The organism is Thomasclavelia sp. (genome assembly GCF_047249845.1).
Classification (GTDB): domain Bacteria; phylum Bacillota_I; class Bacilli_A; order Erysipelotrichales; family Coprobacillaceae; genus Thomasclavelia.
In genome coordinates this window covers 1-481 of the sequence record NZ_JBKTWO010000130.1, presented here as the reverse complement: position 1 = coordinate 481, position 481 = coordinate 1, and the positions used below count along the sequence as shown (strand labels likewise).

1 protein-coding gene is annotated in these 481 nt (G+C 26.0%); it reads left to right on the top strand.

The genetic code is table 11. The features are described 5' to 3' along the window. The coding region (locus tag ACLR9T_RS13935) for a hypothetical protein (protein ID WP_413110089.1) at positions 1–435 on the top strand (435 nt) is incomplete at its 5' end. Positions 436–481 lie beyond the last annotated feature (46 nt).

Sequence of the window (481 nt, the reverse complement as noted above, 5' to 3'; positions counted from 1 at the left end):
TTAGTAAGTGGAGCGAGTACTTTAACAAGTGGTGTTGATAAACTTAAAAATGGATCTTCAACATTAAATAGTAGCTCTACACAAATAAAAGATGGTATATCAACTTTAGCAAATGGAAGTAATGATTTATATGATGGAGCTAAAAAACTAAAAACAGAAGGTCTTGACGAATTAAATGATAAAGGAAATGAATTATTATCAGAAGTTGACAATATAACAGAAGTCAAAGATGAATTAGTAAATGCAGCAGAAGATTACAATAACTATTCAGGAATAAATGATGATGAAATGAATGGTAAAGTAAGATTTGTATTAAAAGTTCAAGATTCATCAGAAGAAAGTAACAAAGAAGATAACACTAAAGAAACTACTAATGATAATACACAAGAAAAACAAGGCTTATGGGAATGGAAAAAAAGATTATTTGGTAAATAAAATTAAAATAGCTTTTTAAATTATTAAATATTATACACTATAGAAA